This is a genomic window from Brevibacterium sp. R8603A2, from assembly GCF_023072605.1.
Taxonomy (GTDB): domain Bacteria; phylum Actinomycetota; class Actinomycetes; order Actinomycetales; family Brevibacteriaceae; genus Brevibacterium; species Brevibacterium pityocampae.
This window is the reverse complement of the sequence record NZ_JALLGN010000016.1, coordinates 21,749-45,927: the sequence shown is the minus strand read 5'-3', so window position 1 is coordinate 45,927 and position 24,179 is coordinate 21,749. Positions and strand designations below refer to the sequence as shown.

General features: G+C 70.5%; 19 protein-coding genes. 9 read left to right on the top strand and 10 right to left on the bottom strand.

All coding sequences use genetic code 11. From position 1 onward, the window contains the following. Positions 1 to 162 precede the first annotated feature (162 nt). Positions 163 to 1,554, top strand: coding sequence for a dihydrolipoyl dehydrogenase (gene lpdA, locus MTQ12_RS13735; RefSeq protein WP_247619069.1), 1,392 nt, complete (start codon positions 163 to 165; stop codon positions 1,552 to 1,554). A 21-nt stretch (positions 1,555 to 1,575) separates the two neighbouring features. Beyond that, positions 1,576 to 3,546 (top strand): 2-oxoglutarate dehydrogenase, E2 component, dihydrolipoamide succinyltransferase, encoded by a 1,971-nt coding sequence (gene sucB / locus MTQ12_RS13730; RefSeq protein WP_247619068.1) that lies wholly within the window; start codon positions 1,576 to 1,578, stop codon positions 3,544 to 3,546. A 42-nt stretch (positions 3,547 to 3,588) separates the two neighbouring features. Here sucB and MTQ12_RS13725 read toward each other — a convergent pair whose 3' ends face one another. After that, entirely contained in the window at positions 3,589 to 5,343 is a 1,755-nt protein-coding gene (locus MTQ12_RS13725; protein WP_247619067.1) for a hypothetical protein, read from the bottom strand. 239 nt (positions 5,344 to 5,582) lie between these two features. Here MTQ12_RS13725 and MTQ12_RS13720 point away from each other — a divergent pair, with 239 nt between their 5' ends. Continuing rightward, positions 5,583 to 6,317, top strand: coding sequence for a DUF4191 domain-containing protein (locus MTQ12_RS13720; RefSeq protein ID WP_137319635.1), 735 nt, complete (start codon positions 5,583 to 5,585; stop codon positions 6,315 to 6,317). A 178-nt stretch (positions 6,318 to 6,495) separates the two neighbouring features. On the opposite strand, the gene MTQ12_RS13715 is transcribed toward MTQ12_RS13720, so the two are convergent. Beyond that, complete coding sequence (locus MTQ12_RS13715; RefSeq protein ID WP_247619066.1) at positions 6,496 to 6,936, bottom strand: RDD family protein; 441 nt, start codon at positions 6,934 to 6,936, stop codon at positions 6,496 to 6,498. 142 nt (positions 6,937 to 7,078) lie between these two features. Between MTQ12_RS13715 and glnA the strand changes: the two genes are divergently transcribed. Both glnA and MTQ12_RS13705 read left to right on the top strand, forming a co-directional pair. Beyond that, positions 7,079 to 8,503 (top strand): type I glutamate--ammonia ligase, encoded by a 1,425-nt coding sequence (gene glnA, locus MTQ12_RS13710; protein ID WP_247619065.1) that lies wholly within the window; start codon positions 7,079 to 7,081, stop codon positions 8,501 to 8,503. A 98-nt stretch (positions 8,504 to 8,601) separates the two neighbouring features. Continuing rightward, a complete protein-coding gene (locus MTQ12_RS13705) occupies positions 8,602 to 10,062 on the top strand; it encodes a mycothione reductase (protein WP_247619064.1) in 1,461 nt (486 codons plus the stop codon). A gap of 5 nt (positions 10,063 to 10,067) precedes the next feature. On the opposite strand, the gene MTQ12_RS13700 is transcribed toward MTQ12_RS13705, so the two are convergent. From MTQ12_RS13700 to glgA, 4 genes are all read right to left on the bottom strand, one after another. Next, positions 10,068 to 10,538 (bottom strand): hypothetical protein, encoded by a 471-nt coding sequence (locus MTQ12_RS13700; RefSeq protein ID WP_247619063.1) that lies wholly within the window; start codon positions 10,536 to 10,538, stop codon positions 10,068 to 10,070. 130 nt (positions 10,539 to 10,668) lie between these two features. Beyond that, the gene (locus tag MTQ12_RS13695; RefSeq protein WP_247619062.1) at positions 10,669 to 11,367 is read right to left on the bottom strand and encodes a response regulator transcription factor; all 699 of its coding nucleotides are present in this window, start codon (positions 11,365 to 11,367) and stop codon (positions 10,669 to 10,671) included. Further along, positions 11,352 to 12,770 carry an ATP-binding protein gene (locus tag MTQ12_RS15290; protein ID WP_247619061.1) on the bottom strand — a complete coding sequence of 473 codons (1,419 nt, stop codon included), beginning with the start codon at positions 12,768 to 12,770 and terminating at the stop codon, positions 11,352 to 11,354. Before MTQ12_RS15290 ends, MTQ12_RS13695 begins: the two co-directional genes overlap by 16 nt. A 59-nt stretch (positions 12,771 to 12,829) precedes the next feature. Next, positions 12,830 to 14,014: a glycogen synthase gene (gene glgA / locus MTQ12_RS13685; protein WP_247619060.1), complete on the bottom strand. Its 1,185-nt coding sequence runs from the start codon at positions 14,012 to 14,014 to the stop codon at positions 12,830 to 12,832. A gap of 172 nt (positions 14,015 to 14,186) precedes the next feature. Here glgA and glgC point away from each other — a divergent pair, with 172 nt between their 5' ends. After that, a complete protein-coding gene (glgC, locus tag MTQ12_RS13680) occupies positions 14,187 to 15,461 on the top strand; it encodes a glucose-1-phosphate adenylyltransferase (RefSeq protein WP_247619059.1) in 1,275 nt (424 codons plus the stop codon). Positions 15,462 to 15,509: 48 nt separating this feature from the next. Here glgC and MTQ12_RS13675 read toward each other — a convergent pair whose 3' ends face one another. From MTQ12_RS13675 to MTQ12_RS13665, 3 genes are read right to left on the bottom strand one after another with little or no spacing between them, the layout of a single operon-like run. Continuing rightward, positions 15,510 to 18,539, bottom strand: a complete 3,030-nt coding sequence (locus MTQ12_RS13675) for a bifunctional [glutamine synthetase] adenylyltransferase/[glutamine synthetase]-adenylyl-L-tyrosine phosphorylase (RefSeq protein ID WP_247619058.1) — start codon at positions 18,537 to 18,539, stop codon at positions 15,510 to 15,512. Continuing rightward, complete coding sequence (locus MTQ12_RS13670) at positions 18,539 to 19,876, bottom strand: glutamine synthetase family protein (protein ID WP_247619076.1); 1,338 nt, start codon at positions 19,874 to 19,876, stop codon at positions 18,539 to 18,541. Before MTQ12_RS13670 ends, MTQ12_RS13675 begins: the two co-directional genes overlap by 1 nt. A gap of 8 nt (positions 19,877 to 19,884) precedes the next feature. Further along, positions 19,885 to 20,085, bottom strand: a complete 201-nt coding sequence (locus tag MTQ12_RS13665) for a hypothetical protein (protein ID WP_137319625.1) — start codon at positions 20,083 to 20,085, stop codon at positions 19,885 to 19,887. 210 nt (positions 20,086 to 20,295) lie between these two features. On the opposite strand from MTQ12_RS13665, the gene ald reads away from it, so the two are divergent. Beyond that, complete coding sequence (gene ald / locus MTQ12_RS13660; protein ID WP_247619057.1) at positions 20,296 to 21,414, top strand: alanine dehydrogenase; 1,119 nt, start codon at positions 20,296 to 20,298, stop codon at positions 21,412 to 21,414. 131 nt (positions 21,415 to 21,545) lie between these two features. Here the strand turns inward: ald and MTQ12_RS13655 are convergent, their stop codons facing one another. Further along, complete coding sequence (locus MTQ12_RS13655; RefSeq protein WP_247619056.1) at positions 21,546 to 22,259, bottom strand: FCD domain-containing protein; 714 nt, start codon at positions 22,257 to 22,259, stop codon at positions 21,546 to 21,548. Positions 22,260 to 22,340: 81 nt separating this feature from the next. Here MTQ12_RS13655 and map point away from each other — a divergent pair, with 81 nt between their 5' ends. Both map and ppgK read left to right on the top strand, forming a co-directional pair. Further along, entirely contained in the window at positions 22,341 to 23,246 is a 906-nt protein-coding gene (gene map, locus MTQ12_RS13650) for a type I methionyl aminopeptidase (RefSeq protein WP_137319622.1), read from the top strand. Between the two features lie 41 nt (positions 23,247 to 23,287). Beyond that, positions 23,288 to 24,127 carry a polyphosphate--glucose phosphotransferase gene (gene ppgK / locus MTQ12_RS13645; protein ID WP_247619055.1) on the top strand — a complete coding sequence of 280 codons (840 nt, stop codon included), beginning with the start codon at positions 23,288 to 23,290 and terminating at the stop codon, positions 24,125 to 24,127. Positions 24,128 to 24,179 lie beyond the last annotated feature (52 nt).

Genomic DNA, 24,179 nt, shown 5'->3' with positions numbered 1-24,179 from the left:
CCGGCTCGCCCTCTGGCGGGCGGGCCTCCGGGCTTCGGGCGTGAGGCGGCTTACAGCAATTCCGGCACCTCTCATCACGACATTTCCGTCGATTAGTGGAAAGATGAATGGAAACGTGCCGTCACCCTCGGCACACCCCTTCAGTACTGCAAGGAGCGATCCGTGAGCGATCCGGACAACACGTACGATCTCGTCGTCCTCGGCGGTGGCACCGGAGGATACGCCGCCGCCCTGCGCGCCGCCCAACTCGACATGAAGGTCGCGCTCATCGAGCGCGACAAGGTCGGCGGCACGTGCCTGCACCGGGGCTGCGTCCCCACGAAGGCCCTCCTCCACGCGGCCGAGGTCGCCGACTCCGCGCGCGAGGCCGGCGGCTTCGGCATCGAGGTCGAGTTCCAGGGCGTCGACATGCCCAAGGTCCTCGACTTCAAGCAGGGCATCATCGACCGGAACTACAAGGGCCTGCAGGGCCTCATCAAGGCCCGCGGCATCGACTACATCGCCGGCGAGGGCAAGCTCGTCTCCGAGGACACCGTCGAGGTCACCAACGACGAGGGGACCATGGAGGTCACCGGCACCCACATGGTGCTCGCCACCGGGTCGACCTCGAAGACCATCGGCATCGACATCCGTGATCGCGTGATGACGAGCGAGCAGGCGCTGACGTACGACGAGGTGCCGGAATCGGCCGTCGTGCTCGGCGGCGGCGTGATCGGCGTCGAGTTCGCCAGCGTCTGGGCCTCGTTCGGCTCGCAGGTGACCATCGTCGAAGGCCTGCCCCACCTCGTCGCGAACGAGGACGAGTCGATCTCCAAGGCCCTGGAGAAGGCGTTCAAGAAGCGCAAGATCGGCTTCCAGGTGGGCGTGAAGTTCGACAGCGTCGAGCAGGACGACTCCGGGGTCCACGTGAAGCTCGAGGACGGCTCCGTCATCGACGCCCAGGTGCTCCTCGTCGCCGTCGGCCGCGGTCCGGTGACCGAGGGATTCGGTTTCGAGGACCAGGGCATCACGCTCGATCGCGGATTCGTCATCGTCGATGAGCGCCAGCGCACCGGGGTCGGGAACATCTACGCCGTGGGCGACATCGTGCCCGGGCTGCAGCTGGCCCACCGCTCTTTCGCGCAGGGCATCTTCGTCGCCGAGGAGATCGCCGGGCTGTCCCCGGCCCCGATCATCGAGTCCGGGATCCCGCGGGTGACCTACAGCGAGCCGGAGATCTTCTCCGTCGGCCTGACCGAGAAGAAGGCCGCCGAGGAGTACGGCGAGGACAGCATCGAGAAGGTCGAGTACCCGCTCGGTGGCAACGCCAAGTCGGCGATCCTCAAGACCAACGGGTTCATCAAGGTCGTGCGCGAGAAGGATGGCCCGGTGCTCGGCATCCACGGCATCGGCGCGCGCCTGAGCGAGCAGGCCGGCGAGGCGCAGCTCATCGTCAACTGGGAGGCGTTCCCCGAAGAGGTCGCCCAGCTCATCCACGCGCACCCCACGCAGAACGACGCGATCGGCGAAGCGCACCTGGCGCTCGCCGGCAAGCCTCTCCACTTCCACAACTGATCCCGAGGGAGACACACCATTATGTCCAACTCCGTGCAGATGCCGGCTCTCGGCGAGTCGGTCACTGAAGGCACCGTCACCCGCTGGCTCAAGGAAGTCGGTGACGAGATCGAGGTCGACGAACCCCTGCTCGAGGTGTCGACCGACAAGGTCGACACCGAGATCCCCAGCCCCTACGCGGGCGTGCTCGAGCAGATCCTCGCCGACGAGGACGATGTCGTCGAGGTCGGCGGTGACCTCGCGGTCATCGGCGACGGCTCCGACGACTCCGACTCCGCCGACGCGGACGAGTCCGAGGATTCCGCCGATGCCGAGGCGGATTCCGATGCTGAAGATTCCTCCGACGACGCCCCGGCCGACGACGAGTCCGCAGCCGACGAGGATGAGGACGACGCCGTTGACGAGGACGACGACTCTGCTGATGACTCAGCGGACGAGGATTCCGCCCCGAAGTCGGATTCGTCCGGCTCCGGCGAGGCCACCGAGGTCACCATGCCGGCGCTCGGCGAGTCGGTGACCGAGGGCACCGTCACCCGCTGGCTCAAGGAGGTCGGCGACGAGATCGAGGTCGACGAGCCGCTGCTCGAGGTCTCCACCGACAAGGTCGACACCGAGGTCCCCTCGCCTGTCGCCGGCGTCGTGCAGAAGCTCCTCGCCGAGGAGGACGACACCGTCGAGGTCGGCGAGCCGCTCGCGCTCATCGGCTCCGGAGCTCCCACCGAGGACAGCTCGGATGGCGAGTCCGGCGCGGACGACACCGCCGACGACTCTTCGGACGACTCCTCCGACGACGAGGTCGCCGATGCCGAGGACCAGGCCGACGCCGAACCCGAGGACAAGGCGGACGAGGCCGCGGAGACCGACGCCGAGGGCGAGAAGGCCGCGGAGAAGGTCGATGCGGAGACCGATGTGGACCCCGAGCCGGACACGGATTCCGGGCAGGAGTCCACGAAGTCCGGGCCCGCCGAGAAGTCCGCGGAATCCGCTCCTGCGGAGAAGTCCGCGGCCGGCGCCGGGCGCGACATCTCCGCCACGGTGAGCGCCGAGAACGCCGCCTACGTCACCCCGCTGGTCCGCAAGCTCGCGAAGGCCAAGGGCGTGGACCTGTCGACGGTGTCCGGCACCGGAGTGGGCGGCCGGATCCGCAAGCAGGACGTGCTCTCCGCGGCGCAGAACGCCGCGGCCTCGCAGGCGGCGGCCCCCGTCGCCGGCGGTGCGGGCGAGCAGCGCGAGGCGTACACGCACGAGATCCCGGAGGAGGCGCAGAAGCTCCGCGGCACCACCGAGAAGGCCTCGCGCATCCGCCAGACGATCGCGTCGCGCATGCACGAGTCCCTGCAGACGACCGCGCAGCTCACACAGGTCATCGAGGTCGACATGACCCGGGTGGCCAAGCTGCGGGCCGCGCACAAGGACGCCTTCGCGCAGAAGCACGGGGTGAAGCTCAGCTTCCTGCCGTTCTTCGCCAAGGCGATCGTCGAGGCTCTGCAGGTCCACCCGAAGGTCAACGCGGTGTACGACGTCGAGGCCAAGGAGATCACGTACTTCGATCACGAGAACCTCGCGGTCGCCGTCGACACCGAGCGCGGTCTGCTCGTCCCGGTGATCAAGGACGCCGGCGAGCTCAGCATCGCCGGCCTCGCGAAGGCCGTCGACGACCTCGCCGCACGGACCCGTGAGAAGAAGATCGGGCCCGATGAGCTCACCGGCGGCACCTTCACGGTGACGAACATCGGCAGCGTCGGAGCGCTCTTCGACACCCCGATCATCAACACCCCGCAGGTCGGGATCATCGGCACCGGTGTCATCACCAAGCGTCCGGTCGTCGTCAAGACGGCCGACGGGGAGGACAGCATCGCGATCCGCGACATGGTCTACCTGCCGCTGACCTACAACCACCAGCTCGTCGACGGTGCGGATGCGGGACGCTTCCTGCAGACCATCAAGGCGCGCCTGGAGGACGGCAACTTCGAGGCGGACCTCGACCTCTGATCCACGGGTCTCCTCGCTGCAGGGGCGGGATGAGCACTGTGCTCATCCCGCCCCTGCGGCGTGTCCGTCCGTGATCCGGTAGACGCGCCAGCCGTCCGCGCCGTAGCGCAGCTCCACCCGGATGCTCACCCGGCCGTGGTCCTCGGCTGTGCCGTCGGGCGCGCTGGTCGTCGTGTGCATGCGCACCGCGAGCCATGCCGAATCCCCGTCGGCCTCGGGCTCCCCGAGCAGCTCGAGCATGATGGTCACCCTCGTACCGCTGTTCTCCTCGACGGGCGCACGGGCGTCCGCCCGGGCCGCCGGCGAACCGGGCACCGTGAGGGTGGACAGGGCTTCGGCGTCACCGGCTTCATAGGCTGCGGCCCGGGCCTCGGTGAGGACCCGGAACGCCGTGAACGGGTCGTCCCGGTCGAACAGCTCCGGAGCGGCCGTCGTCGCGGGCCCGGGCGGGGCGGAGGCCGCCGGCGGAGAGGACTCCGGCGTCGCTGCCTCCGCACCGGCGCTGCCGGACGGTCCGGATGCGGTCGGCCCGGGCACAGCGCTCGGCCCCGCGGTCGTCCGCTGCTCGGTCTGGAGAGCGGGCAGGAGAACGAGGACCCCGATGACGACGGCGAGCATCGCACCGACCGCCGCGAGCGGGCGCAGTCCGAGCCGACCCAACCGGGCCGCGACCCGCGCGAGGCGCTCCCCCGGGGCGAGGGCACCGAAGTGCCCCGGCCACCGGCGAGGCCTCCCGCTCCTCCGGTTCCCCGCCGTGCTCCGGTGCCGAGCCCTCCTCCGACGTGTGCTCCCGTCTCGCCCCGCATTCCCGTCTCGACCCGTTGCTCCGCGCCGACCGGCCGCCCGACGGAGTCGACCCACCCCGGACGGGGCCGGTGCCTGCACGGTCCCCGCACTGCCGACTCCCCCGCTTCCCGCGGCGCTGCGCGCTCTCCTTGCGCTCCCGGCACCTCCGCGGGTCGGCTCCGCGGTCCCGGTGTCCTCAGCGGCTCCGGGGTCATCAGCGACGCCGCCGTCTGCGGGACCGGTGCGGCCGCGTGCGCCCCGTCCGTTCGCCGCAGCCGCGAGCCGCTCCGCGTACCCGGCATCGATCCGGATCTGAGCGGTCACCGCATCGGCGACCGGAACTGCGGCCTCCGCGGGGAGGAACGGGAACGGCTCAGCGTCGCCGGCGGCGGCGAGTCGAGCGGAGAGCGATCTCGGCAGCCCGTGGATGTCGAGGTCGAGCTCCGCGGCGGCTTCGAGCAGTTCGATGACGATGACCGCGAGCGGCTCCGCCGGCGCGTGGCGCAGCGATCGCACCGGGATCGCTGCCTCGGTCCAGGTCCGTCCGGTCAGGCACAGGTACCCGATCTCCCCGAGCTCGACCTGCGGCTCCACCGCACCGGCCGCCGCCGTGTGGCACGGGACGGTCCGGATCGCCCCCTCGGCATCGAGGGCGAACACGTGCCGGTGCAGGCGGGTCCGGCCCGGCGGCGCTGCAGGGGTCTCCGCCAGGGCGGTCAAGCACTCCTGCAGGACACCGATCGTCTGTGCGCTCGACAATCCCCCACACGAGCGCAGGACATCGACGAGCAGCCCGCCGGCGAACCGCGGGACCCGGACCCCGGTGGCCTCGTCGCCGCCCGGCCCGAGGACCGTGATGTGCCGGATCCCGGTGGCGCCCCCTCGTGCTTCCTGCAGAATCGCCTCGGCTGCCGCCGGTTCGCCTGGGAGGAACCACGCGGTGTCCTCCCCCGCACGGATCCGGGCGATCCCCGGTGCCACCTCGGCCTCGACGTGCCATTGCCGGTCCACGCTCGGCTCCTTCGCTCGCGGTGATGGTGGAGCACCGGTCCGGCGCCCGTCGGAATCACTCTGTTGATCTCGCTCAGTGTCGTTTGATGTCCTGTGCGGTCGTTCGCATCATTTCACCAGGTGTCGACGCGGAGCACAAGAGCGTTGCCGGCCCTGTGGACGACGGCGTCCCACGGCGCCGCGCGGGAGAGGGTAAACTTGCTGAGCGAGGAATCATCCGCCATCGATCGAGCGAGAGAATGTCAACAGACTCAGAGAAGCGCCGCGGGCTGTTCAAGCGCAGGCCCAAGGATCCCAACAAGACCGGCCGCCTGGCCCAGATGAAGCAGGTCGTGCAGCTCGCCCGACGCCACAACCCGGCGTCCGTGTGGCTCATGGCTGCGGCGATCGTCGGCTGCATCGGCCTCGGCGTCATCGCCGGGTTCGTGTTCGGTGCGATGTGGCTGTGGGTGATCTTCGGTCTGCTCCTCGGCGTGTTCCTCGCCCTGTTCATGCTCGGTCGCTTCGCGGAGACCGCCGCGTTCGAGGAGATGCGCGGCCAGCCGGGTTCGATCGGCGCGGTCCTCAACACCGCCCGGCGCGGCTGGCTCATGGACGAGCAGCCGATCGCTGTCGACCCGCGGACCCGGGACCTCGTCTACCGCTCGACCGGCAAGGGCGGAGTGATCCTGTTCAGCGAGGGCCCGAAGAACCGCTCGGCCAAGATGCTCGCCAAGGAGAAGAAGCGCCACGAGCGCGTGCTGCCCAATGTGCCGATCCATACCTTCCAGGGCGGCGAGGGCGATGAGCAGATCCCGATGAGCCGCATCGTCAAGACCGTCCACCAGGTGCCGCGGCCGCTCAACAAGGCCGAGGTGCTCGCCGTGCGCAAGCGGCTCACCGCACTCGGCTCGATGACCACGCGCCCGCCGATCCCCAAGGGCATCGACCCGATGCGGGCCCGGCCGGACCGCAAGGCGCTGCGCGGCCGCTGAGGCCGGGCCGCAGGCGCCCACCCGCGCAACGGAGGCCGGGGTACGACGGGGACGTCGGCCCCGGCCTCCGGCGTGGATGACCTCCGGCGCGAATGCTGCAGGTGAGGGTGGGCCGCGGGGCCACGGATCAGCACCCGGATCGATCGCACCGGCCGCCGGTGGTCCCCGGCGCCACGGCTCAGCGGCGGACGATCACCGTGCGCGCCGCGACGTCGTGGAAGCCGCGGTTGTCGACGTTGCTGATGAGTGCGGGGACGACGGGCAGCAGCAGCGCGGTCCGGATGAGACCGGCGAGCAGTCCCGGTGCGCGGCCGGCGAGATTCATCACGCGCACGCCGAACGCCCAGTGCCCCACCGTCATGCCGAGGGTGGAGACGAGGACGAGGTTCTCGACCGCGAAGATCGAGAGGATCGCCAGCGGGTGCGCGTCGAAGAGGAACGCGGCGATCGCGTAGCACATCGCCCAGTCGAGGAGGACTCCGAGGAGGCGTCGGCCGAGCGGCGCGATGGAGCCGGGGCCCGCTTCCGGCAGGCCGAGATTCTTCCCCGGCCAGTAGTCGGCGGGTGCGCTGAACTGGGGGCCGTCGAGCCAGGAGCCGAGGTCGTCGCGATCGATCACGCCTACCAGGGTACCGGCCCGCGGCGTGTAACACGCCCGAAACACGGGCGATACCGCGGATTCACGCCGCCCACTAGACTGAGGGTATGACGTCGCGGCAATCCTGCCGCAGCGTCCTCCCAGCCCGACACCAGGAGTGAGCTTGTTCTCCACATCTTCCGAACTCGTGTCCTATCTCAGGGACAACGACGTCCAGTTCGTCGACATCCGGTTCTGCGATCTCCCCGGAGTGGTCCAGCACTTCAACCTCCCGGCCTCCGCCTACGGCGAGGACGAGATCAACGACGGCCTGCTGTTCGACGGTTCGTCGATCACCGGATTCCAGGGGATCCACGAGTCGGACATGAAGCTCCTCGCCGACGTCTCCTCGGCCTTCATCGATCCGTACCGCGATGCGAAGACCCTCGTAGTCAACCACTCCATCGTCGACCCGTTCACCGATGAGCCGTACTCGCGCGATCCGCGCCAGGTCGCCGCCAAGGCCGAGGCCTACCTCAAGAGCACCGGCATCGCCGACACCGTCAACGTCGGCGCCGAAGCGGAGTTCTACCTCTTCGACAGCATCCAGTACCAGAACGACCCGGGTCACGGCTTCTTCAAGATCGACTCCGAGGAGGCGGCCTGGAACACCGGTCGCGAGGAGCTCGGGGGCAACCTCGGCTACAAGACCCCCTACAAGGGCGGCTACTTCCCGGTGTCCCCCTCCGACCACTTCGCCGATGTGCGCGACGCCATCTCGCTCACCCTGCAGGAGCTCGGCTTCGAGGTCGAGCGCGCCCACCATGAGGTCGGCACCGCGGGCCAGCAGGAGATCAACTACAAGTTCGACTCCCTCAAGAAGGCCGGCGACCAGCTGCTCGACTTCAAGTACGTCGTGAAGAACACCGCCTGGGAGTTCGGCAAGTCGGCGACCTTCATGCCGAAGCCCCTGTTCGGCGACAACGGCTCGGGCATGCACTGCCACCAGTCGCTGTGGAAGGACGGCGAGCCGCTGTTCTACGACGAGAACGGCTACGCGGGTCTGTCCGACCTCGCCCGCTGGTACATCGGCGGTCTGATCGAGCACGCCGGTGCGGTCCTCGCGTTCACCAACCCGACGATCAACTCCTACCGCCGCCTGGTCCCCGGGTACGAGGCGCCCGTCAACCTCGTGTACTCGGCCCGCAACCGCTCGGCCGCGATCCGCATCCCGGTCACCGGCTCCTCGCCCAAGGCCAAGCGCCTCGAGTTCCGCGTGCCGGACCCGTCGTGCAACCCGTACCTCGCCTTCTCCGCCCAGCTCATGGCCGGACTCGACGGGATCAAGAACCGGATCGAGCCGCCGGAGCCGATCGACAAGGACCTCTACGAGCTTCCGCCGGAGGAGCTCGGCGACATCAAGCTCGTGCCGAACTCGCTCGACGAGGCGCTCGACGAGCTCGAGGCCGATCACGACTTCCTCACCGCCGGGGACGTCTTCACCGATGACCTCATCGAGACCTGGATCCGGATCAAGCGCGAGGAGGAGATCGAGGTCGCCCGCCTCCGTCCGACCCCGACCGAGTTCGAGCTCTACTACTCGATCTGATCGACCGGAACGGTCACCGGCACCCTGCCGATGACCGTCCGCACCGAGGGGGAGCATCCGTGCGGATGCTCCCCCTCGGTGCGTCCTAGACTGGGGCCATGACCCACTACGACCTCCTCATCATCGGCACCGGCTCCGGGAACTCGATCGTCGACGAGCGCTTCGACTGCCTCCGGGTGGCGATCGCAGAGGCCGGCCTGTTCGGCGGCACCTGCCTCAACGTCGGCTGCATCCCAACGAAGATGTTCGTCCACACCGCCGACCTCGCCGCGGCCGCCGCGGACTCCTCGGCCTTCGGGATCCGCACCTCCTTCGGCGGTGCCGACTGGCCGGCGATCCGCGACCGCGTCTTCGGCCGGATCGACCCGATCGAGGCCGGCGGCCGGGAGTACCGGACCAACCGGCAGCCGAACGTCACCGTCTACCCCGAACACGTCCGGTTCACCGGCCCGAAGTCCTTCACCACGGCGTCCGGCACGGAGTTCACCGCCGACCGGGTGGTCCTCGCCGCCGGCTCCCGCGCGCAGATCCCCGCCCTGCCGGGCATCGACACCGACCGCGTCGACACCCCCGGCTATCCCGTCATGACGAACGACACCGTCATGCGGATGAGCGCGCTGCCGGAGACCATGACGATCGTCGGCGGCGGGTTCATCGCCGCCGAGTTCGCCCACGTGTTCTCGGCCCTCGGTGTCGACGTCACCGTGCTCGTGCGCGGCGAGGGGCTGCTCACCGCCGCCGATGCCACCGTCACCGAGCGCTTCACCCGCGCCTTCTCCGCCCACCACCGGGTGCACCTCGGGACGCAGATCCGGCAGGCCGAGGTGTCCGCGGACGGCGTCCGGCTCCAGCTCGAGGCCTCCGGCCGGGTTCCCGACTCCCCCGTCCCGGACGACCTCACCACCGACGTCGTGCTGCTCGCCACCGGCCGGGTGCCGAACATCGACGGCCTCGGCCTCGATGCGGCCGGCATCGACGTCGTCGCCGGACGCGTGGCCGTCGACGACCACCAGCGCGTGCTCTCCGACGGTGCTCCCCTGCCCGGGGTGTTCGCGCTCGGCGACATCAGCTCGCCGCACCTCCTCAAGCACGTCGCGAATCACGAGGCGCGGATCGTGCAGGCGAACCTCCTCGCCGACATCGCCGCGGGCGCCCCGGGCGCTGCACCGGACTCCGCGCTCGAGACGACGAACCACCGCGCGGTGCCCGCCGCGGTGTTCTCCCGCCCGCAGGTCGCCTCCGTGGGCGCGACCGAGGATGCCGTCCGGGCCTCGGGTGCGGAGTACACGGTGAAGATCCAGGAGTACGCCGACGTCGCCTACGGCTGGGCGCTCGAGGACACCACCGGGTTCGTCAAGATCATCGCCGACCGCAGCACCCGACTGATCCTCGGCGCGCACCTCATGGGCGATGAGGCGTCGATGATCGTGCAGCCGCTCATCCAGGCGATGGCCTTCGGCCTGCCGGCGGACCGGATGGCCCGGGAGCAGTACTGGATCCACCCCGCCCTGACGGAGGCGGTGGAGAACGCCCTGCTCGGCCTCGAGTTCACCGACTGACGGGCTCAGTCGTCGTCATCATCGTCATCGTCGTCGTCATCGTCGTCGTCCCAGTCGTCATCGTCCCAGTCGTCGTCATCGTCATCCCCTCCGCCGCCGGGCGCGCGCGGGGGCGGAGCGACCTCCTGCGGGGCGGATCCGCCTCCGCCGCCGCTGCTCGATCCCCCGCCGGAGCCGCCGCTGCCGGAACCTCCGCCCCCGGACCTCTCGCGCTCGGGTGCGGGCTGCCTGCGCTCGACCTGGAACTCCGGCCGCTCGGCCTCGCCCGCCGGGGGTGCCGCGGATTCCGAGGGGTCGAGACCGGCCTCCCCCTCCGCGCCCTCGGCGGCCTCGGTCTCCCCTGCACCGGCGTCCTGCGAGTTGCCGACGATCGGTTCGCTCTGGGAATCCGTCGGGGACATCGAATCCGTCACCCACAGCCCGATCCCGGCCATGAGGGCGAGCATCAGGGCGCCGATGGTGATCAGGGTGCGCACGGGTTCCGCCTTCCTCCTACGAATGTCTCCATGGTCCCGGCCGGGGATGAGCCGCGGATGAGTCGCGTATGAGAAATCTCTCATCCGCCCCGGTGCGGCCCGGGGCCGGTGTCCGGGTCACGCGGGCTCCTCAGCCGACCGGCGGATCCTGAAGCATCCGGTAGCCCAGGCCGCGCACCGTCTCGATCGATTCCGCGCCGAACTTCTGGCGCAGGTACCGCACGTAGACCTCGACGACGTTCGACCGGCCGTCGGAGTCGAGCCCCCACACCCGCTCGAGGATCTGGTCGCGCGAGAGCACCGTGCCGGCATGGGTGACGAAGAGCTCCGCGAGCATGAACTCCCGGGCCGACAGGTCCACCCGCCGATCCCCGACCATCGCGGTGCGGGCGTGCGCATCGAGCTCGATCGCCCCGGCACGCAGGGGGAGCGCCTCCGCCGCCGGCGCCGCCTCCGCCCGGTGCTGCTGGTGGTCGCGCAGGCGGAGCTCCACCCGTGCGACGAGCTCGGAGACCTGGAACGGCTTCGCCAGGTAGTCGTCGGCTCCCCCGGTGAGACCGTGCACGGTGTCCTCGCTCGAGGTCCGTGCGGTGCACATGATGACCGGCGTGGTGTTCTTCGACTCCCGCAGCGCGGCGAGGATCGCGAAGCCGTCGATCGTCGGCAGCCCGACGTCGAGCACGATGAGATCGTACGCCCCGTGGAGCGCGGACTGGAGGGCGAACATGCCGTCGGCGGCGACGTCGGAGGTGTGCCCGGCCTTCGTCAGGCCCTTGGCGATGAAGCGGGCGATGTTCGCCTCGTCCTCGGCGATCAGGATGTGTGCCATGGTGCCGGCTCCGTTCTCCAGGGGGTGCGGGGGATGACGATGGTGAATGCGGCGCCGTGTCCGGGCCGGGACTCGAGGTCGACCCAGCCGCCGTGCGCGTGGGCGATCGCGGCGACGATCGCGAGCCCGAGGCCGGAGCCCTCGGTGCCGCCGCTGCCGGATCCGCGGCGGAACCGGTCGAAGATGTGCGGCTGCTCCTCGTCCGGGATGCCGGGGCCGTCGTCGGCCACGCGGAACAGCACCGCCGGCCCGGCCTCGGGGTGGGTGGCCGGGGACGAGGTGGCCGCAGCCGAGATCACCACGCTCGATTCCGGCGGGGTGTGGTTCACCGCGTTGCGGCACAGCTGGAGCAGGGCCTGCGCGATCCGCTGCCGGTCGATGACCATCTCCTGATCGACGGAGGTGGCGACGGTGAATCGCTGCGGGCCCAGGCTCGAGGCCTTCGCGGCGACCTCGCTGACGATCGACGCCGCAGACTCCGGGCCGATCCGGATGAAGTCGGCGTGCCCGGCTGCGGCGAGGAGCGAGAGGTCGGCGACGATGCGGCTCATCCGGTCGACCTCGTCGAGCACGAGGTCACGGGTCTCGACGACGTCGGCCGGATCGGTCTCGTCGACGACCTCGAGGTTGCCGCGGATGATCGTCAGCGGCGTCTTGAGCTCGTGCCCGGCATCGGAGAGGAAGCGGCGCTGCTCCTCCACCCCGTCCTGGACCCGGTCGAGCATGGAGTTGAAGCTCGCGCCGAGCCGGTCGATCTCGTCGCCGGTGCCGGTCACCGCGACGCGCGCGCTGAGATCGTTCGCGTCGGCCCTCCCGGCGACCTCGTTGATCTCGTGTACCGGACGCAGCATCCGCGCCATCACCCCGGCGCCGAGCACCCCGACGAGGACGAGCGTGAACAGACTGACCCCGGCGTGGATCCAGGCACCCTGTGCGACCTCGTCGTAGAACCGTCCGAGGTCGTAGGCGATGATGAAGTAGCCCTGCGACTCGTCGCCGGGCACGGTGACCGGGACGATCGCCACCCGCATGAGCTCGGACTCGTAGGACACGTCGGTGGTGACGGTCCGGTCAGGGGTCCTGCGGCTCTCGATCTCTGCCAGCAGCGCCGGATGGGTGATGTCGACGGTGCGCTCCCCGGCCGGCACGTACACGATCTCGCCGTCGATCATCGCGGCGAAGGATTCGTGCGCGCCCGGCACGTCGGCGGTCATCGCGGCGTAGAGCAGCTCGGTGAGCGATTCGAAGGGCTCGCCCTCGGCGTCGCCGGCCGCGGAGAGGGTGCGGAGGTCGGCGATCTCGTCGTCGAGCTCGTTGTTCGCCCGGTCGGAGGCGCTCTTGGCCTGGAACGCGAAGCTCAGGCCGCCGGCGATGAGCAGGCCGGCGAAGATCGTGGAGAGCACGACGAGGAGGGTGCGGCCCCGGAACGAGCTCGCCGATTCCCGCAGCCGCGCCCGCATCGTCAGCGCAGCAGGGACTCGTACACCTGCACGGTCTCGCGGCCGATCTGCTCCCAGGAGAAGGTGTCGACGGCACGCTGCCGGCCCCGCCTGCCCATCTCGCGGGCGCGGTCGGGGTCGGAGACCATGCGGGTGAGGCCCTCGGCGAGGTCCCGGACGAACGCCTCGGGATCCTTCGGGGTGCCGGTCCCGTCGTCGAGCTGATCGATGGGCACGATGATCCCGGTGTCGCCGTCGAGCACGACCTCGGGGATCCCTCCGGTCGCGGTGCCGACGACCGGCGCGCCGCAGGCCATCGCCTCGAGGTTGACGATGCCGAGCGGCTCGTAGACGCTCGGGCACACGAAGGTCGTCGCGTGTGTGAGGAGCTGGGTGAGCTTCTCCCGCGGCAGCACGGTGTCGATGAGGACGACGCCGGAGCGGGTCTCCTGCAGCTCGGCGACGAGCCCGGCCACCTCCTGGGCGATCTCCGGGGTGTCCGGTGCGCCTGCGCAGAGCACCACCTGGACGTCCTCGGGCAGCAGGGCGACGGCGCGCAGCAGGTAGGGCAGGCCCTTCTGCCGGGTCACCCGGCCGACGAACACGACGCTCGGACGCCGCGGGTCGATGCCGTACTCGTCGAGCACCGCGGTGTCCTCGTTCGGCTGCCAGGCGCTCGAGTCGATGCCGTTGTAGACGACGCGCACCTTCCCGGGGTCGATCTGCGGGTAGACGCGCAGGATGTCGCGCTTCATGCCCTCGGACACGGCGATGACGCCGGCGGAGTGCTCGTAGGCGGTGCGCTCGGCCCACGAGGAGATCGCGTAGCCGCCGCCGAGCTGCTCGGCCTTCCACGGCCGCAGGGGCTCGAGGGAGTGCGCGGACAGCACGTGCGGGATGTCGTACATGAGGGAGGCGAGGTGGCCGGCCATGTTCGCGTACCAGGTGTGGGAGTGCACGAGGTCGGCCCCGGCGATCCCGGCGATCATCGACAGGTCGACGCCGAGCGTGCGGATCGCGGCATTCTGGTCGGCCAGCGCCGACAGCTCTGGGTAGCCGGTGGCATAAGGGATGTCGCGCCGGTCGCCGAAGGCGTGGACGCGCACGTCGATGAGCATCGCGAGGACGGCGCTGAGCTCGGCGACGTGGACGCCGGCACCGCCGTAGACCTCGGGCGGGAATTCCTTGGACACGATGTCTGTACGCACGCCCCAATCTAATCACGGACCACCTGCGGGCGTGAGCGGCGCCGGAGCGCACGGCGTTCGCTGTGGGGTGCGCTTGCGGGCGAACCGCAGGTCACAGGGAGTGTTGGCGTGGGCGGGGCGAGCGAATAGAGTGAGAAGTGCCCGCTAGACCTCCATCGGAGAAGGACTGCGAATGTCGGATCCCCGCGTACTGTCCATCGTCCTCGCCGGTGGCGAGGGCAAGCGACTGCAGCCGCTGACCTATGACCGCGCCAAGCCCGCAGTCCCGTTCGCCGGCAGCTACCGGCTCATCGACTTCGTCCTGTCGAACCTCGTGAACTCCGGCCTGCGCGAGGTCGTCGTGCTCACGCAGTACAAGTCGCACTCGCTCGACCGGCACATCTCCGAGACCTGGCGGTTCTCCTCCCTGCTCGGCAACTACATCGCCTCCGTGCCCGCCCAGCAGCGGGTGGGCAAGCGCTGGTTCCAGGGCAGCGCCGACGCGATCTTCCAGAGCCTCAACCTGATCTTCGACGCCAAGCCGGACATCGTCGCGGTGCTCGGCGCTGACCACGTGTACCGGATGGACTTCCGGCAGATGATCGACGCCCACCTGGAATCCGGCCTGCCCGCGACCGTCGCCGGCGTCCGGCAGCCGGTGGCCCTGTCCAAGCAGTTCGGGGTCATCGAGACCGTCGAGGACGACCCGAGCCGGATCTCCGCCTTCGTTGAGAAGCCGGCCTCGACCCCCGGCCTGCCCGACTCCCCCGGCGAGTTCCTCGCCTCGATGGGCAACTACGTGTTCGATGCGCAGGCGCTCATCGACGCGGTCGTCTCCGATTCCAAGGACGACTCCTCCTCCCACGACATGGGCGGGGACATCATCCCCTCGTTCGTGTCCCGCGGCGAGGCCGGCGTGTACGACTTCGCGAACAACGTCATCCCCGGGTCCGGGAGCAAGGACCACGGCTACTGGCGGGACGTCGGGACGATCGACTCGTTCTACGACGCCCACATGGACCTCATCGCCCCGGTCCCGTCGTTCGACCTGTACAACATGCGCTGGCCGATCTACACCCGCCACACGGTGCTGCCGCCGGCGAAGTTCGTCCACGACATCGACCACCAGCCCGGTCGCGCCGTCGATTCGATCGTCTCCCCCGGCGTCGTGATCTCCGGCGGCTACGTCGAGGGTTCGGTGATCTCCCAGGGGGTGACCGTCGACTCGCTCGCGGCGGTGTCCGCCTCGGTCGTCATGGACAATGTGCGGATCGACCGCGGCGCGCGGGTGCACCGGGCGATCCTCGACAAGAACTCCGTCGTGCCGCCCGGCGAGACCGTGGGGCTGTTCCCCGAGGTCGACCGGCGACGCGGCTTCACCGTCACCGACAGCGGGCTCACGGTCGTGCCGAAGAACCACACCGTCAACGACGACCCGTTCGACGACGCCCCGCGACTCCATCCCTGAGTGCGGCCCTTCCCCTGAGTGTGGTGCGGCCCCACCCCTGAGTGCGGCTCAGTCGAACTCGTAGAACAGCCGCTCCATGACCTTGCGCGCACGCCGGGTCGCCCCGAGGTACTCCTCCGCGAGCCGCTGCGCGCTGCCCGGCCGGTAGCCCATGAGTCGGGCGGCGGCCTCGAGCTCGGTGTGGTCGGCGGGCAGCGCAGCGGCGGTGCGGCCGCGGAACAGCATCACCGCCGACCGCAGCGCGGTCGCCATCGACCAGGCGGTCTCGAGCGTCCGCGCATCGTCCTCCCCCGCGAGCCCGGCCTCCACCGCGGCGTGGAGCGCCCCGAGCGTCGAGGTGGTCCGCAGGCCGGGATGATCCGCCGCATGGCGGAGCTGCAGGAGCTGCACCGTCCATTCGACGTCGGACAGCCCGCCGCGGCCGAGCTTGATGTGCCGCTTGGGGTCCGCCCCGCGCGGCAGCCGCTCGCTCTCCATCCGGGCCTTGAGCCGGCGCATCTGCCGCAGCGATGACACCGGGACCTCGCCGGGATAGCGCAGGGGGTCGATGAGCGCGTCGAACGCCTCGCGCAGCTCTCCCGAACCGGCGATCGGGCGGGCGCGCAGGAGCGCCTGCGCCTCCCAGGGCTCCGACCACTTGGCATAGTAGCGGCGGTACGACTCGAGTCCGCGGACGAGCGGGCCGGACTTGCCCTCGGGCCGGAGGTCGGCGTCGATGTCGATCTCGAGGCTCGCGGATCCGGTGGCGCCGAGCGCGGAGGTGAGCGCCAGCGCCACCTTCTTCACGTGCGCCGTCAGACGCCCCGAGGCCTCGGAGTCGAGGTCGTCCACCAGCGGACGGTGGACGAACATCACGTCGGCATCGGAGAAGTAGCCGATCTCCGCCCCGCCGAGCCGGCCCATCGCGATCACCGCGAACTCGTAGTCGGGGACATCGGCCTCGGCGTCGAGCCCGGCGCGCACGGCGGACAGCGCGGCGTCGATCGTGATCTCCATGAGCTGGGAGAGGATGCCGGGGATCGCGGGGAGCTCGACGGCGTCGAGCACGTCGCCCAGCGCCGTGCGGAGCACCTCGCGGCTGTAGAGCGCACGGATCGGCTCGACCGCCTCGGCGCCGTGCCGCTCGAGGAGACCGGCGGCCTCCTGGCGCAGCGAGTCCACGCTGCGCGGCTGCAGGCGTTCCTGGTCGTCGAGCCAGGCGGCGGCCGCGGGATTGTGGAGCAGGAGGCCGGTGGCGAACTCCGACAGGGAGAGCACCTGTGCCATGGACCGCGCGGCGACCCCGGAGTCGCGGAGCAGCTTGAGGTACCAGTTCGACCCGGACAGGGACTCCGAGAGCCGCCGGAACGCGAGCAGGCCGGCATCGGGGTCGACGCCCTCGGAGAACCAGTCGAGGAGCGCGGGCAGCACCTGGCGGTGCACGACGGCGGCGCGGCTCACCCCGGAGGTCAGGGCGGCGATGTGGCCCATCGCGGCCTTCGTGCCCCGGTACCCGAACGCGGCCAGGCGGGCCCGAGCGGCCTCGGCGGACATCGCGGTGAGCGCGTCCTGCCCCGCGGCGGCCTCGAGGATCGGGCGGTAGAAGATCTGTTCGTGCAGGCCGCGCACCCGCTTGCTGTGGGCGGTGCGGTCGTCGGCCAGACGCCCCTCCGAGCGGTCGCCGAGCGCGTACACGCTGCGCGCGAGCGTGCGCAGCTTCGACTCCTGGTCGGGCAGCAGGGCGGTGCGCTGCATGCGGGGGATCTGCAGCCGGTGCTCGACGACCCGCATGAAGCGGTAGGCCTCGGCGAGATCGGCGGCATCGGCGGAGGCGATGTACCCGGTCTCGCCGAGCGCGGCGAGCACCCGCAGGGTGGTGGGGACGCGGATCCGGTCGTCGGCGAGACCGTGGACGAGCTGGAGGAGCTGGGCGGAGAACTCGACATCGCGCAGCCCGCCGGGGCCGAGCTTGATCTGCCGCTCGGTCTCCTTCTTGGGGATGAGGTCGACGACCCGCACCCGCATCGCGCGGACCTGTTCGATGAACCCATCGCGGCCGGAGGCGGTCCACACGTAGGGGTTGAGGGTGTCGTACCAGGCGGCGCCGAGTGAGGCGTCGCCGGCGATCGGGCGGGCCTTGAGCAGGGCCTGGAACTCCCAGTTGTGGGCGACCTCGGCGTAGTAGTGGTCGAACTCCTCGAGCTTGCGCACGAGCGGTCCGGCCTTGCCCTCCGGGCGGAGCGCGGCGTCGAGTTCCCACAGCGCGGGCTCGGCCGCGGAGCCGCTGATGATCTCGACGAGCCGCAGCGCCAGGCGGGTCGCGGCCCGGGCTGCGGTGTCGTCGGGGGCCTCGCCGCGCGCGGCGTAGCAGAACACGACGTCGACGTCGCTGACGTAGTTGAGCTCGCGCGCCCCGCACTTGCCCATCCCGATGACGGCGAGCGAGGCGGTGTCGGCGTCCTCGGTCTCCGCGCGGGCGATCGTCAGACCGGCGTCGATCACCCCGGCGGCGAGGTCGCTCAGCAGCGCGGTGACGGATTCGACGATCGATGTCGGCTCGAGGGCGGCGAGGTCGTCGACGGTGACCTGGACGAGCAGGTCGCGGTAGCGGCGGCGCAGCGCGGCCACGGCCTCCTCCCCCGTCATCGTCGCGGTCGGGAGCTCGGCATCCGGATCAGCGCCGACGGCGGTGAACAGCGTCCGCCGCAGCGCGTCCGGTGCGGCGTCCTCGGAGCCGACGATGAGGTGGGTGTCCTCGCCGTTGAGCACGAACACCGAGTCCGGCCAGCGCACGAGGTGATCGATGCTCGCCTCCGAGGCGCCGGCGAGCAGGATGAGACGGGACAGGAAGGCCGGGGACCCGGCGAGGGCGGCACGCAGCCGATCCCCCTCCCCCTCGCGGGCCACCGCCTCGACGACCCGGAGGACGCCGAGCGCGGCGGCGTCGGGATCCGCCGCCGCACTGAGCAGGCCGGCGACGGCGGGGCCGGCGAGCACCTCGGCCCCGAGGAGCTCGTCCGCCTCGCCCATGAACCGCTGGGCCCGGGCGGACGTCCCCGCCCCGCCCGAGCGCGCCGGGTCGCCGCGTCGCGTGCGCATCAGGGTGCGGTGAAGTGCCGGCCGAGCTCGTACTCGGTGACCTGCGCACGGTAGTCGTTCCACTCCTCGCGCTTGTTGCGGAGGAAGAAGTCGAACACCTCCTCGCCCAGGGTCTCGGCGACGAGTTCGCTGTCCTCCATCCGTGCCAGCGCCTCGTCGAGGCTCGCCGGCAGCGCCTCGATGCCCATGGCGCGGCGCTCGTTGTCGCTGAGCGTCCACACGTTGTCCTCCGCCTCCTCGGGGAGCTCGTAGCCCTCCTCGATCCCCTTGAGCCCGGCGGCGAGCATGACGGAGTAGGCGAGGTACGGGTTGGCGGAGGAGTCGGTGCCGCGATACTCGATGCGCGCCGACGAGGACTTCCCGGACTTGTACTGCGGCACCCGGATCAGCGCAGAGCGGTTCCGGTGGCCCCAGCAGATGTAGCTCGGCGCCTCGTGGCCGGTCCAGATCCGCTTGTAGGAGTTGACGTACTGGTTGGTCACGGCACTGATCTCCGCGGCGTGGCGGAGCAGGCCGGCGACGAACCGGCGGCCGGTCTGCGAGAGGTGGTACTCCCCTGCCGGCTCGTAGAAGGCGTTGCTCTCCCCCTCGAACAGCGACATGTGCGTGTGCATGCCGTTGCCGGGCCGGTCGGCGAGCGGCTTGGGCATGAAGGATGCGTAGACGCCCTGCTGCAGCGCCACCTCCTTGACGAGGGCCCGGAAGGTCATGACGTTGTCGGCCATGGTGAGGCCGTCGGCATAGCGCAGATCGATCTCGTTCTGGCCGGGGCCGGCCTCGTGGTGGGAGAACTCGACGGAGATCCCCATCGCCTCGAGCGTCTGCACGGCGGTCCGGCGGAAGTCGTTGGCGGTCCCGCCGTTGACGTGGTCGAAGTAGCCGGCGGTGTCGACGGGCACCGGCGGACGGCCGCCGAGCTCCCCGGATTCGAAGAGGTAGAACTCGATCTCAGGGTGGACGTAGAAGGTGAAGCCGCGCTCACCCGCCCGATCCATGGTCCGGCGCAGCACGTTGCGGGCATCGGATGCCGCGGGATGGCCGTCGGGCGAGTAGATGTCGCAGAACATGCGGCCGGTGGGCTCCGACTCCCCGCGCCACGGCAGGAGCGAGAAGGTCGAGGGGTCGGGGCGCAGGACCATGTCGGACTCGAACACCCGGGAGAAGCCCTCGACGGAGCTGCCGTCGAACCCGATGCCCTCGCCGAATGCGCCCTCGAGCTCCGCCGGGACGATGGCGACGGACTTGAGCTGGCCGAGCACGTCGGAGAACCACAGCCGGATGAACCGGACGTCGCGGTCCTCGACGGTGCGGAGCACGAACTCCTGCTGGCGGTTCATGGATCCCATCAGGACTTCCAGTCCCGGTCCTCGGACTCCCAGTCCGCGGTGTTCTCCGCGGCCCGGGACAGCGCGTTCTGCGCCTCTTCGGCGGTGTCGTAGGGGCCCATCCGGTTCTCCCACGCGCTCGCGCGCCCCTTCTCCACCTGGTTCGTCTTGGTGTTGTACCAGAACTTCTCTGCACCGGCATCGGTGTTCGCGTCCGACATCTCGGGTCTCCTTCGGCTGCGGGGGTGCGGTGGGGCGGCTGCGCCCCCGGTCCGCACGCGGTTGGCGGGTTCCGCTCCCACCTTACCGCCGTGCCGGGCCGCGTCCCCGTCCCACCATCTAAAGGTTTGCTCGGCCGACCTTTAGGGGCGTACAGTGTGGTGACCCGATACCCCGGCGGCGTACGCCGCCACCCCCGAGGGAGAGAATCGATGAAGATCGCCGTCCCGACAGAGATCAAGAACAACGAGAACCGCGTGGCCATCACCCCCGCAGGCGTCCACACGCTCGTCGAGGGCGGCAACACCGTCGTCGTCCAGGCCGGCGCCGGCATCGGCTCCTCGATCAGCGACGAGGAGTACCGGGAGGCCGGCGCGGAGATCATCGAGGATCCCGCCGAGGTCTGGCAGGCCGGTGAGATGGTGCTCAAGGTCAAGGAGCCCATCGCCGAGGAGTACGGCCACCTGCGCGAGGACCTCATCCTCTTCACCTACCTCCACCTCGCCGCCGACGAGCCGCTCACCACTGCTCTGCGCGAGGCCGGCACCACGGCGATCGCCTATGAGACGGTGCAGCCCGAGGGCGGCGGTCTGCCGCTGCTCGCCCCGATGTCGGAGATCGCCGGCCGGCTGTCGACCCAGGTCGGAGCCCACACGCTCCTCAAGGCCAACGGCGGTCGCGGCATCCTGCTCGCCGGCGTGCCCGGGGTCCGCCGCGGCCGCGTCACCGTGATCGGCGCCGGAGTCGCCGGCACGAACGCCGCCCGCATCGCCATGGGGATGGGCGCCGAGGTCGAGATCATCGACATCAACGCCCAGCGGCTGCGTCACCTCGACGAGATCTACGGTGCGAGCCTGCAGACCACGGTGTCGAACCCCTACGAGATCGCCCGTGCCCTCGAGACCTCCGACCTCGTCATCGGCTCCGTGCTCATCCCCGGGAAGCGCGCCCCCAAGCTCGTCACCGATGAGATGGTGCAGGGCATGCGGCGCGGTTCCGTGCTCGTCGACATCGCGATCGACCAGGGCGGCTGCTTCGAGAACTCGAAGCCCACGACCCACGACGATCCGACGTTCCCGGTGCACGACTCGGTCTACTACTGCGTGGCGAACATGCCCGGCGCGGTGCCGAACACCGCGACCAAGGCCCTGACGAACGCGGTCATGCCCTACGCCGCCCGGATCGCGAGGTCCGGCTGGCGCGAGGCGCTGGTGGCCGACCCGGCGCTCGCCCGCGGCCTCAACGTCCAGGCCGGGAAGGTGACGAACGAGAACGTCGCCGAGGCGTTCGGTCTCGAGCACATCACGCCGGCCGAGGCGATCGACGCCTGAGCACGGCCCTCTGGCTGCGCCCAGCGGCGGCCCGGAGAGCTTCGGCTCCCGGGCCGCCGGCGTGCGCGGGCGTCCCCTGTGAGCAGCCGAGAGCGGGCGGGCCGCCGGCGTGCTCGCGCGGGAGCGGGCCGTCAGCCGGCCATCATCGTCGTCGCCCGGAAGTGCTCCTCGCACAGCCGGCCGGCGGCAGGGCCGTCGCCGTCGCGGATCGCCTCGACGATCGCCGAGTGGTCGGCGCAGGCGCGGGCGAAGAGCTCCGGCGAGAACGGATCGTGGCGGAAGCCGGTGTTGATCCGCCGGTCGAGATCGGTGACGATCCGCACGATCTCCGGGTTGTGCCCGGCGAGGGCCACGGCGTGGTGGAAGCGGGCGTCGGCGAGCCGGGCCCCGGCGGCATCGGCCTGGGCGGCGTAGGCATCGGCGAGCCCGGCGATCTCCTCGGCCTCGGCCGCGGTGCGCCGCTGCGCGGCGAGCAGCGCGGCCCGGTTCTGGACCACGGCGCGCGCATCGAGCAGGTCGATGCGGGTGCGGTGGAACTCCTGCAGGCGGTCCTCGATCCCGGCCAGTGCCCGGGAGTCCCATTCGGCGACGAAGGTGCCGCCGCCCCGCCCGCGCCGGCGCACGATGAAGCCGCCACGCTCGAGCCGGTCGAGGGCCGCGCGGACGGAGGACCGTGACACCTGCATCGCCGCGGCGAGCTCACGCTCCGGCGGCAGCGCCGAACCCACCGGGAGGGCGCCGACGGCGATCGAGGACATGATGTGGTCGGCGATCTGCTGGGGCGCGCTCGTCATCACGACGACGTCCCCCAGACCGTCGCCCAGACCGGACAGCGGTGTGCTCATGCGACCTCCTCGGGAACCTCCATCCTAGTCCCGCACCGCGGACTGCGGACCGGGCCGGACGCCGATTAGACTGGCCGCATCATGACATCACACGCGCCGCTGGGCACCCTCACACCAGGAACCGTCTCCCCCGTCCGCAGCGTCCCCGCCGACATCCCGCGTCCGGAGTACGTGGGCCGTGCGGTGCCGGACGAGGGACGCGGCGGGGACCACTACACGCCGGAGGAGATCGAGCGCATCCGGGCGGCCGGCCGGATCGCCGGCAACGCGCTCGCCGAAGCCGGTCGCGCCATCGTCCCCGGCGTCACCACCGACGAGCTCGACCGGATCGCCCACGAGTACCTCTGCGACCACGGCGCCTACCCGTCCTGCCTCGACTACCGCGGCTTCCCCAAGTCGATCTGCACCTCGATCAACGAGGTGATCTGCCACGGCATCCCGGATTCCACCGTCCTGCAGGACGGGGACATCATCAATCTCGACATCACCGCGTACAAGGACGGGATGCACGGGGACACGAACTACACCTTCTGCGTCGGCGAGGTCGACGAGGAGTCCCGGCTGCTCGTCGAGCGCACGTACGAGGCCACGATGCGCGGGATCAAGGCGGTGAAGCCGGGACGCGAGATCAACGTCATCGGCCGCGTCATCGAGAAGTACGCCGGACGGTTCGGATACGGAGTCGTGCGCGACTACACCGGGCACGGGGTGGGCCGCGAGTTCCACTCCGGCCTCATCGTCCCCCACTACGACGCCGCGCCGGCCCACAACGAGGTCATGGAGCCGGGCATGGTGTTCACCATCGAGCCGATGCTCAATCTCGGCACCGAGAAGTGGGAGTCCTGGGACGACGACTGGACCATCGTCACCGCCGACCGGAAGCGCTCCGCACAGTTCGAGCACACCCTCGTCGTCACCGAATCCGGTGCCGACATCCTCACCCTGCCCGACGAGTCCACCGGGATCTTCCACGGCCCGGCGGCCTGACGCCGCCCCACGAGCCCGACCCGTTCCCCGAAAGGCGGATCATGACCGACTTCCTCCACTCCGACACCCCCTACGGCATCGGCATCGACATCGGCGGCACCGGGATCAAGGTCGGCCTCGTGTCCCTCGTCGACGGCACCCTGCCGTTCAAGCGCGTGCGCGTGCTCACCCCCAAGCCCGCCACCCCGGAGGCGGTCGTGGGTGCGGTGGCCGATGCCGTCGACCAGGTGGTCGACAAGGCCGTGCGCAGGAAGGTCGTGCCCGACGCCGCGGCGCTCGCCCGGCTGCCGCTCGGCGTCGCCTTCCCCGGCGTCGTCAAGGAGGGCACGGTGCTGTTCTGCCCGAACCTCGACCAGAGCTGGATCGGCGAGCACCTGCCCGAGGCGATCACCCGGGCCACCGGCCGCAGCTGCTTCGTCATGAACGACGCCGATGCCGCCGGATTGGCTGAGATGACCTTCGGCGCCGGGCGGGGCCACCGCAAGCAGACGGTGATCATGACGACGCTCGGCACGGGGATCGGCACCGCGCTGTTCCACGACGCGGTGCTCGTGCCGTTCACCGAGCTCGGTCACCTCGAGATGAACGGGGCGGATGCGGAGACGCAGGCGGCGGAATCCGTCAAGGTCCGCGAGGGGCTCGAGTACGCCGAGTGGGCGCAGCGTCTGCAGCAGTACTACTCGATGCTCGAGATGCTCTTCACCCCGGACCTGTTCATCGTCGGCGGTGGGATCTCGAAGAGCCACGAGCAGTTCCTGCCGCTGCTTCGGCTGCGCGCGGAGATCGTGCCGGCCGAGCTCCGCAACGACGCCGGCACGGTGGGTGCGGCGTATCTCGCGGCCAACGGGGGTCGGGCGAAGGTGCGCAAGCACAAGGGGTGAGGACAGGCCGCCTGTACGCCGGGTATAGGACACCGACCCCGCTGACCAGCGA

What these genes read in the sequence shown, in the direction of transcription:
- MTQ12_RS13655 (WP_247619056.1), bottom strand. Translation starts at nt 22,259, where the DNA reads ATGAGCACACCGCTGTCCGGTCTGGGCGACGGTCTGGGGGACGTCGTC.
- map (WP_137319622.1), top strand. Translation starts at nt 22,341, where the DNA reads ATGACATCACACGCGCCGCTGGGCACCCTCACACCAGGAACCGTCTCC.
- ald (WP_247619057.1), top strand. Translation starts at nt 20,296, where the DNA reads ATGAAGATCGCCGTCCCGACAGAGATCAAGAACAACGAGAACCGCGTG.
- MTQ12_RS13695 (WP_247619062.1), bottom strand. Translation starts at nt 11,367, where the DNA reads ATGGCACACATCCTGATCGCCGAGGACGAGGCGAACATCGCCCGCTTC.
- MTQ12_RS13665 (WP_137319625.1), bottom strand. Translation starts at nt 20,085, where the DNA reads ATGTCGGACGCGAACACCGATGCCGGTGCAGAGAAGTTCTGGTACAAC.
- MTQ12_RS13705 (WP_247619064.1), top strand. Translation starts at nt 8,602, where the DNA reads ATGACCCACTACGACCTCCTCATCATCGGCACCGGCTCCGGGAACTCG.
- MTQ12_RS13675 (WP_247619058.1), bottom strand. Translation starts at nt 18,539, where the DNA reads ATGCGCACGCGACGCGGCGACCCGGCGCGCTCGGGCGGGGCGGGGACG.
- glgC (WP_247619059.1), top strand. Translation starts at nt 14,187, where the DNA reads ATGTCGGATCCCCGCGTACTGTCCATCGTCCTCGCCGGTGGCGAGGGC.
- sucB (WP_247619068.1), top strand. Translation starts at nt 1,576, where the DNA reads ATGTCCAACTCCGTGCAGATGCCGGCTCTCGGCGAGTCGGTCACTGAA.
- MTQ12_RS13670 (WP_247619076.1), bottom strand. Translation starts at nt 19,876, where the DNA reads ATGAACCGCCAGCAGGAGTTCGTGCTCCGCACCGTCGAGGACCGCGAC.
- ppgK (WP_247619055.1), top strand. Translation starts at nt 23,288, where the DNA reads ATGACCGACTTCCTCCACTCCGACACCCCCTACGGCATCGGCATCGAC.
- MTQ12_RS13720 (WP_137319635.1), top strand. Translation starts at nt 5,583, where the DNA reads ATGTCAACAGACTCAGAGAAGCGCCGCGGGCTGTTCAAGCGCAGGCCC.